Source organism: Tahibacter caeni (assembly GCF_024609805.1).
In the GTDB taxonomy this organism is placed as follows: Bacteria; Pseudomonadota; Gammaproteobacteria; order Xanthomonadales; family Rhodanobacteraceae; genus Tahibacter; species Tahibacter caeni.
This window is the reverse complement of the sequence record NZ_JANFVR010000237.1, coordinates 1-7,623: the sequence shown is the minus strand read 5'-3', so window position 1 is coordinate 7,623 and position 7,623 is coordinate 1. Positions and strand designations below refer to the sequence as shown.

At 70.8% G+C, this 7,623-nt stretch carries 9 protein-coding genes; 3 read left to right on the top strand and 6 right to left on the bottom strand.

Going from position 1 to position 7,623, the window contains the following annotated elements:
* The first annotated feature begins 234 nt into the window (after positions 1-234).
* Positions 235-540: an Mpo1-like protein gene (locus NON22_RS17230; protein ID WP_257388181.1), complete on the top strand. Its 306-nt coding sequence runs from the start codon at positions 235-237 to the stop codon at positions 538-540.
* An 18-nt stretch (positions 541-558) separates the two neighbouring features.
* On the opposite strand, the gene NON22_RS17225 is transcribed toward NON22_RS17230, so the two are convergent.
* A complete protein-coding gene (locus NON22_RS17225) occupies positions 559-897 on the bottom strand; it encodes a DMT family protein (RefSeq protein ID WP_257388180.1) in 339 nt (112 codons plus the stop codon).
* A gap of 55 nt (positions 898-952) precedes the next feature.
* Positions 953-1,273 (bottom strand): PilZ domain-containing protein, encoded by a 321-nt coding sequence (locus NON22_RS17220; RefSeq protein WP_257388179.1) that lies wholly within the window; start codon positions 1,271-1,273, stop codon positions 953-955.
* Between the two features lie 136 nt (positions 1,274-1,409).
* Here NON22_RS17220 and NON22_RS17215 point away from each other — a divergent pair, with 136 nt between their 5' ends.
* Entirely contained in the window at positions 1,410-2,021 is a 612-nt protein-coding gene (locus NON22_RS17215) for a hypothetical protein (protein WP_257388178.1), read from the top strand.
* Positions 2,022-2,034: 13 nt separating this feature from the next.
* Here the strand turns inward: NON22_RS17215 and NON22_RS17210 are convergent, their stop codons facing one another.
* From NON22_RS17210 to NON22_RS17200, 3 genes are all read right to left on the bottom strand, one after another.
* Complete coding sequence (locus NON22_RS17210; protein ID WP_257388177.1) at positions 2,035-3,264, bottom strand: DUF418 domain-containing protein; 1,230 nt, start codon at positions 3,262-3,264, stop codon at positions 2,035-2,037.
* Positions 3,265-3,439: 175 nt separating this feature from the next.
* The gene (locus NON22_RS17205) at positions 3,440-3,691 is read right to left on the bottom strand and encodes a GlsB/YeaQ/YmgE family stress response membrane protein (protein ID WP_257388176.1); all 252 of its coding nucleotides are present in this window, start codon (positions 3,689-3,691) and stop codon (positions 3,440-3,442) included.
* Positions 3,692-3,881: 190 nt separating this feature from the next.
* A complete protein-coding gene (locus NON22_RS17200) occupies positions 3,882-5,045 on the bottom strand; it encodes an AAA family ATPase (RefSeq protein ID WP_257388175.1) in 1,164 nt (387 codons plus the stop codon).
* A 93-nt stretch (positions 5,046-5,138) separates the two neighbouring features.
* On the opposite strand from NON22_RS17200, the gene NON22_RS17195 reads away from it, so the two are divergent.
* Positions 5,139-6,212, top strand: coding sequence for an ADP-ribosylglycohydrolase family protein (locus NON22_RS17195; protein ID WP_257388174.1), 1,074 nt, complete (start codon positions 5,139-5,141; stop codon positions 6,210-6,212).
* Between the two features lie 109 nt (positions 6,213-6,321).
* Here the strand turns inward: NON22_RS17195 and gap are convergent, their stop codons facing one another.
* Positions 6,322-7,335 carry a type I glyceraldehyde-3-phosphate dehydrogenase gene (gene gap / locus NON22_RS17190; protein ID WP_257388173.1) on the bottom strand — a complete coding sequence of 338 codons (1,014 nt, stop codon included), beginning with the start codon at positions 7,333-7,335 and terminating at the stop codon, positions 6,322-6,324.
* Between the last annotated feature and the right edge of the window lie 288 nt (positions 7,336-7,623).

Sequence of the window (7,623 nt, the reverse complement as noted above, 5' to 3'; positions counted from 1 at the left end):
CCGGATCGGCGGCACGGGCCGCCTGCGGCGGCAGCACGGCGGCAGCCACGGCAAGAGCGGCGGCGCCGGCCAGGGCGATGGTGAGACGGGACATGGGTGGACTCCGGTGGGGTGGTGCCGTCCAACAACGCCCGAGCCCGGCGCCGGTTGACGCTTGGCCGCGGCCGCCGCGGCAGGCTATCGTTCCGCCGCACGGCGTTGAGCCGATTCCGTTGCGGCCTGGAGTGTCACGGCATGTCCCAGTCTTTCGCGAGCTTCCGCGAGTTCTATCCGTTCTATCTCGGCGAGCACAGCAACGTGGTCTGCCGCCGGCTGCATTACATCGGCAGCCTGCTCGTGCTGGTCTGTCTCGCGCTGGCGCTGCTGCGCGGCAATCCCTGGTGGCTGCTGGCCGCGCCGTTCTGCGGCTACGGCTTCGCCTGGGTGGGCCATTTCTTCTTCGAGAAGAACCGGCCGGCGACGTTCTCGCATCCGCTGTACAGCTTCGTCGGCGACTGGGTCATGCTGCGCGACATGCTGGTCGGACGCATCCGCTTCTGAGCGCGCCGCCGCGGCGGCTCAGTCCAGGAAGATGAAGAACGAGGCCGCGACGATCAGGCCGAAGCCGACCAGGTGATTCCACTTGATCGCCGCGTCGAGGTAGAACACCGAGAACGCGACGAACACGAGCAGGGTGATGATCTCCTGCACGGTCTTGAGCTGGGCCGGGTTGAACACGGCGATGCCGTAGCGGTTCGCCGGCACCTGCAGGCAGTACTCGAAGAACGCGATGCCCCAGCTCACGAGCACGACGGCCCAGAGCGGCCGGTCGGTGAATTTGAGATGGCCGTACCAGGCGAACGTCATGAACACGTTCGAGGCCAGCAGCAGGAGTATCGGAGTCAGATAGGCGTTCATGCGCCGATGCTAGTCGTGCGCTGCGCCGCTGGCTATCGGCCGCGAGGCGCGGCGCCTATTCCTGCTCCATGAAACGCGACTCGTACAGTACCGCCGCGACACGCTCTTCCTGGCCGGCGAGGAATTCCAGGCCGAGGTCGTCGCTGCCGACGCGCACGACGCGCACGCGCAGGCCGATCACGGTTTCCTGGTCGAAGATCAGGAACAGCTGGCATTCGGTCGCGATCGGCAGGTTCCAGTTGCGCGGCAGCGCGACGCGCGCGCCGCCCTGGGACAGATCCTTGACCTCGCTGAGATAGCCCTGGTCGTCGAGCACGAGCATCGCGGCGGAGAACACCGACAGGCGGGGATGACGGCGTTTTTCGGCGTAGCTCATGCAGCCTCCTTGGCTTCCGTGCGACGAACCCGCGGCGAGGCTCGCAGCCGCGCAGGCCGCTTCGACGATAGAAGCCCGGCCGGCGCTTGGCAAGCCGAACGCCTACAATCGCGCTTTCATCCGAGCGGGAGATCACATGCGCAACGCCCTCCGCAGCGCTGCCGCGCTGCTGCTGACCGTGAGCGCCGGCGCCGTCATGGCCGGCGGCTACGTGCTGACCGTCGACGGCAAGGCCACCGAGCTCGATCTCGACAAGGACGCCGAGGTGCTCGTCGGCGGCAAGGCCGTGACCGTGCGCCTGCAGCGCAAGGAACAGCAGCAGTTCCGCGACGCCGGGCTGAGCTTCGACCATCCGGCCGGCGTGCAGCCGTCGACGACCGACATCAACGCGAACGTGCGCCAGATCATGCTGGTTTCGGCCAATGGCAACGGCGCGATCGTGCAGCGCTACGCCGGGCTGGATCCGAATGCGCTGGTCGACCTCATGGTCAATGAAACCACGGACGAGGAAGTCGCCGCGGGCTACCAGCGCAAGATCGCACCGGCCACGCGCACCCTGGCCGACGGTCGCGCGCTCAGCGGCAAGCAGGTGCGCACCGAGTCGAAGGACGAGTCCTGGAGCCGCACGATCGTCGCGACCGGCAACGCCCGGGGCGGCTACCTCGTCATCACGATGATGGAAGACGAACGCGCCGCCGCCGATGCGGCGATGATCGAGCGCTTCTGGAAGACATTGAAACTCGATTGATCCCGCGCGCGGATCAGGCCGCCTCGGGCGCGGCCGCGGCGGCGGACCGGCGGCGCAGCGGCTGGCGCCGGCCGTAGGTCAGGCTGCGCCAGATCCATTCCGCCGGACCGAAGCGGAAGCGCTGCAGCCACCAGCGGCTCGCCAGGGTCTGCAGCGCGAACAGCGCGACCGCGGCGAGCAGAGTGCCGACGAGGCCGTAGCGCGGGCCGAGGCCGGCGCCGGCGCCGTAGAACAGCGCTACGCCGAGCACGCTCTGGCCGAGGTAGTGGGTCAGCGCCGTGCGTCCGACCGGCGCGAACACGCCGAGCAGGCGGCGCGCCTGCGTCTGCCAGGCCAGCACGACGATGGCCATGTAGGCCAGCGCGAGCGCGACGGAGCTCGCGCTGCGCGCGATGCTCGACAGGTTGCGCGCGGCCGTGCCGGTCCACCAGCCGTCGGCGAACAGCAGGCCGTGGTCGCGCAGCAGCACGAACGCGGTCAGCATCGCGCCGAGCGGAAGGCAGGCGCCGAGCAGGCGGCGCCAGAAGCGCAGGTGCCGCGGCGGATCCTGCAGTACGCCGGCGAAACCGAGCGCGGCGCCGAGCAGCAGCCGGCCGAGCACGAAGAACGCGAGGCTCCAGTTGGCCACGCGCATGCGCAGGTCGTGATCGAAATTCGCCGCGAGCGCGGCGCCGGCATCCGGTCCGGAAAATGCGGCGAACGCGACGGCCGCGGCTTCGGCCGCCGGCGCTACGCGCGGCAGCAGCGGCGGGATCAGCGGCCGCAGCAGCGGCAGCGCGAACACGGCGACGGCTACGCCGATCAGGGCGAGCCGGCGCGGGCTCGCATGGCCGAGCGGCAGCAGCAACAGGCCGAGGGCGGCGTAGTAGCGCAGGATGTCGCCCCACCAGAGCAGCCAGGCGTGCGCGACGCCGATGACCAGCAACAGCAGCAGGCGGCGCAGATAGCGCTGCGCGGCCGACGCGTCGCCGGCGGCGCGTTGCATCTGCAGCGCGAAGCCGACGCCGAACAGCATCGCGAACAGGGTCGCCGACTTCACGTCGACGAGCGCGGCCATCACGACGTCGAGCACGCGGTCCCAGGCCGCCGTCGGCAGCGCTGCGCGTTCGGCCGCGGGCAGCAGCGTGTACAGCGAGAAGTCGCGCAGATTCACGAGCAGCACGCCGAACAGTGCGAGTCCGCGCAGGGCGTCGAGCACATCGTGGCGTTGCGTTTCGGTGACGGGTGCCGCGATCGGAGTCATGCGCCGGTGTGCCTCGCGCAGCGTCGCGGCCGACCGGCCGCCTGCAGGGTTGGGGAAGCCGGCAGTATGGCCCGGCAGCTGCGGGAGCTCCAGGACGCCAGACGCGTCGCTGCGACGTGCGGCGCGCAGAGGCCGGATCGGCTCCGGCCTCTGCGCGCGACGCCGGTGAACGACGCTAGACGCGCTTGATCAGCCCGATCAGCAGCAACAGGATGATCGCGCCGATCGCGGCGTAGACGATGCTGCCGACGATGCCGCCGAGACCGAGCCCCAGGCCCGGCAGCAGCCAGCCGGCGAGGAACGCGCCGACGATGCCGACAACGATGTTGCCGATCAGACCGAAACCGTGTCCCTTCACGATCTGTCCCGCGAGCCAGCCGGCGACGGCACCCACGACCAGCCAGACGAGCAATGCTTGGACCGTCATTTGCGACTCCTTCGATGTCGCCCGCTGCGACACGGCGATTCTGCCGCAGCGCCGCCGGCTCGCCACGCAAGTTCACATACCGGCGAGTACTGATGCGGCGCCGCAGGCCGTGCCGCGCTGCGGCGGCGTCGGCGAAATGCAGTCTGGGCGAATTTGCACAATGGGCGCGGTGCCGCATTGCGGCCGGCGCTCAGGGCCAGACCGGCTCGTCGAGCGGACCCTGGCCGGCCACGCGCGTTTCGCCGTACTCGCGCCGCAGTTCGATGGCGACGAGGTCGGCGGCGTCCTCGATCGCCGAGACCAGCCGCGGCGCATGGCTGATGACCCAGACCTGGCCGCGCCGCGAGGCCTCGACGATCTGCCGCGCGAGCGGCCGCAGCAGGTCCGGATGCAGGCTCTGCTCGGGTTCGTTGAGCACGAGCAGCTCCGGCGGACGCGGGCTCATGAGCGCGGCGAGCAGGCAGAGATAGCGCAGGGTGCCGTCGGACAGCTCGGCCGCGTGCAACGGCCGCAGCAGGCCTTCGACGGCGAGGCCGGTTTCGAGCCGCGCGTCGTCGCCGAGCACGACCAGGCGCGAGCCCGGAAAGGCGTCGGCGACGGCCGCCTGCAAGGCGTCGGCGTCGCCGATCTCGACGATGGTCTGCAGCGCCGCGGCGAGGTCGCGGCCGTCGGAGGCCAATGCACCGGTCTGCACGCTGATGCGCGGCTGGCGCAGCGGGCTGTCCGCGTCGGTGCGGAAGCCGTCGTAGAAGCGCCAGCGGCGCAGGAGCTCGCGCAGGGCGAAGATCTCGGGAAAGCGCTGCGGCTCGGACAGCTCCGACAGCACCGAGCGTGCGGCGTCGACGCCGACCCCGAGGCGCTGCCATTCGCCGTCGGCGTCGCGCAGCAGCGTCGATGCACCTTCGCGCTCGAGCCAGGTGTTCGCCCTGCGCTGCGGCGGCGCCTGCCAGACGTATTCGGCCTTGACCTCGGGATCCAGGCGAAAGCGCGACGGCACGACGACCGGATTGCCCCCGGCCGGCAGGCCCAGCTCGATGCGGTAGGCCACGTCGTCGGCGGCGAAGCCGAACGCGATGCGCAGCGGTCCCCTGGAACGCGTGCCCTGGATCGCGACGCCGCGCTTGCGCTGGCTGCGCGTGTCGGCCGGTCCGGCCCATTGCAGCGACGGTATGCCGCCCTCGGCCGCGACCGCCTCGGCCAGGCGGCCCTGCGCGGCTTCCTGCAGCAGGCGCAGCGCGCGATAGAGATTGGACTTGCCGCTGCCGTTCGCGCCGGTGACCAGGGTCAGCGGCGCAAGCCGGAGCTTGAGGTCGCGCAGCGAGCGATAGTTCGATACGGCGAAGGTGTGCAGCATGGGCGGCAACGGCGGCGGCGGACACCTTACCTTGGCGGAACCCGTCGCGGCTGTCGATGTCCGAGGGCGTCGGCAGGCAAACGAGGGAACGCCATGCAGTCCACGAGCGAACACGCCACGCCGCCCGGGCCGCGGCGCGAGGTCCTGCGTTCCTGCCTGATCGGCGCCGCCGTCGGCGATGCACTGGGGCTGCCTTACGAAGGCCTTTCGGCGCGACGCATACGGCGCTGGCGGCAGGGTCGGCTGCGGCATCGCTTTCTGCTGGGCCATGGCCTGGTGAGCGACGACACCGACCATCACGTGTTCGTCGCCCAGGCGCTCCTCGCATCGCGCGGCAATGTGGACGAATTCCGCCGCGAGCTCGTGCGGCGCCTGCGCCTGTGGCTGATCTGCCTGCCGGCCGGCATCGGCAGCGCGACCCTGCGCGGCCTGCTGCGCGCCTGGCTGGGCCTGCGCCGCAGCGGCGTGCGCTCCGCCGGCAACGGGCCGAGCATGCGTAGCGCGCTGCTGGGCTGCGTGTTCGCCGCCGATGCGGCGGCGCGGCGCGCGCACGTCGCGGCTTCCACTTCGATCACCCACATCGATCCGCGGGCCTTCGCCGGCGCGCTGGCGATCGCGGAAATCGCCGCGCGCCTGGCCGGCGGCGCCTGGACGCAGCGGCCGTCGGCCGACGAACTGGCCGTGCTGCTGCGCAGTGTCTCCGACGAGGCGCAGTGGCAGGCCAGCGTCGCGCTGCTGCACTGCTGCTGCGATGCGCCGCAGCCGGCCGAGGCCTTGTGCGCGGAACCGGCGCTGCGGGACGGGGTCGGCGGCTACGTGCTGCATTCGGTGCCGTTCGCGATCGCGGCCTGGTATCAGGGCTACGGCGACTACGCGGCCACGCTGGAAATCTGCGTGCGCGCCGGCGGCGACGTGGACACCAACGCGGCGATGGCCGGCGCGCTGGCGGCGCTGGTGGTCGGCGTCGACGGCATTCCGCGCGACTGGCGCGAGGGGCTGCGCGACTGGCCCCACGGGCTGCCTTGCCTGGAAGCGCTGGCGCGCGATCTGGCCGCGCCGGCGGCGGCGCGCGCAGCGGGCTTTACGCCGGCGCTGTTGCCGCGCAATCTGCTGTTCCTCGGCGTCGTGCTCGTGCACGGCTTGCGCCGCTTGTTGCCGCCGTACTGAAGGCCGCAGACCGGCGCAAACGAAAACGCCCGCACCTCGACAGGCGCGGGCGTCGGGCGGAAACGGCGGCGGACGCCGCCGCGGCATCCGCCGGCAACCGCAGGTCGGCTTACTTCGCGGCCATCAGCGCCAGGGTCATGTCGAGCATGCGGTTGGAGAAGCCCCACTCGTTGTCGTACCAGGAGCAGACCTTGACCAGCGTCCCACCCATGACCTTGGTCAGAGTTGCGTCGTAGATCGACGAGCGCGGGTCGTGGTTGAAGTCGACCGAGACCAGCGGCGCCTTGTTGAAGCCGAGGATGCCCTTGAGCGCGCCCTCGGAGGCTTCCTTGACGACTTGGTCGATCTCGGCGTTCGTCGTCGCGCGCTTGGCGACGAAGGACAGGTCGACGACCGAGACGTTGATCGTCGGCACGCGCATCGCGAAGCCGTCGAGCTTGCCGTTGAGCTCCGGCAGCACCAGGCCCACGGCCGCGGCCGCGCCGGTCTTGGTCGGGATCTGCGACATCGTCGCCGAGCGCGCGCGGCGCAGGTCGGAGTGATAGACGTCGGTCAGCACCTGGTCGTTCGTGTAGGCGTGGATCGTCGTCATCAGGCCGTGCTCGATGCCGATCTTCTCGTGCAGCACCTTGGCCAGCGGCGCGAGGCAGTTGGTCGTGCAGGACGCGTTGGAGATGACGTCGTGCGAGGCCTTGAGCTGGTCGTGGTTGACGCCGTAGACGAAGGTGCCGTCGACGTCGCTGCCGCCCGGCGCGGAGATGATGACCTTCTTGGCGCCGCCGGCGAGATGGGCGCCGGCCTTGGCCTTGCTCGTGAACAGGCCGGTGCATTCGAGCACGACGTCGACGCCGTGGGCGCCCCAGGGCAGCTTGGCCGGATCGCGCTCGGCGAAGACCTTGATGCGGTCGCCCTTGACGACGAGCTCGCCGTTGTCGACGGCCACGTCGAACGGGAACTTGCCGTGGGCCGTGTCGTAGCGGGTCAGGTGCGCATTGGTTTCCGCGTCGCCGAGGTCGTTGATCGCGACGACCTGGATTTCCTGATTGCGGCCGGCCTCGTAAAGCGCGCGCAGAACATTGCGACCGATGCGACCGTAACCGTTGATGGCAACTTTCACCGCCATGGTGGGGCTCCTGCAGGAAGGTGGGGGACGAAAAGACACGGGATTGTAGCAACCGGCGCGGCGGGACGTCCGGCATAAGGGGCGTCGCGGCGGCCAAATGCCGCAGCCGGCCGGGCCGCCGCGAGCGCGTTGCCGGACCGGGGGCGCGGCGGAAATTCCTTGCCGGGCGAAGGCTTGCCGCAGAGGGCGGCGCCGTCCGCCCACCGAGGGCGCAGCTGCCGGCTTGACGCCGCCGGCCGGTCGCGCGGCAAGCTCGCGGCGGCCGTCGCGCCGTGGCGGCGCATTCGT

What these genes read in the sequence shown, in the direction of transcription:
- gap (WP_257388173.1), bottom strand. Translation starts at nt 7,335, where the DNA reads ATGGCGGTGAAAGTTGCCATCAACGGTTACGGTCGCATCGGTCGCAAT.
- NON22_RS17230 (WP_257388181.1), top strand. Translation starts at nt 235, where the DNA reads ATGTCCCAGTCTTTCGCGAGCTTCCGCGAGTTCTATCCGTTCTATCTC.
- NON22_RS17195 (WP_257388174.1), top strand. Translation starts at nt 5,139, where the DNA reads ATGCAGTCCACGAGCGAACACGCCACGCCGCCCGGGCCGCGGCGCGAG.
- NON22_RS17215 (WP_257388178.1), top strand. Translation starts at nt 1,410, where the DNA reads ATGCGCAACGCCCTCCGCAGCGCTGCCGCGCTGCTGCTGACCGTGAGC.
- NON22_RS17200 (WP_257388175.1), bottom strand. Translation starts at nt 5,045, where the DNA reads ATGCTGCACACCTTCGCCGTATCGAACTATCGCTCGCTGCGCGACCTC.
- NON22_RS17210 (WP_257388177.1), bottom strand. Translation starts at nt 3,264, where the DNA reads ATGACTCCGATCGCGGCACCCGTCACCGAAACGCAACGCCACGATGTG.
- NON22_RS17220 (WP_257388179.1), bottom strand. Translation starts at nt 1,273, where the DNA reads ATGAGCTACGCCGAAAAACGCCGTCATCCCCGCCTGTCGGTGTTCTCC.
- NON22_RS17225 (WP_257388180.1), bottom strand. Translation starts at nt 897, where the DNA reads ATGAACGCCTATCTGACTCCGATACTCCTGCTGCTGGCCTCGAACGTG.
- NON22_RS17205 (WP_257388176.1), bottom strand. Translation starts at nt 3,691, where the DNA reads ATGACGGTCCAAGCATTGCTCGTCTGGCTGGTCGTGGGTGCCGTCGCC.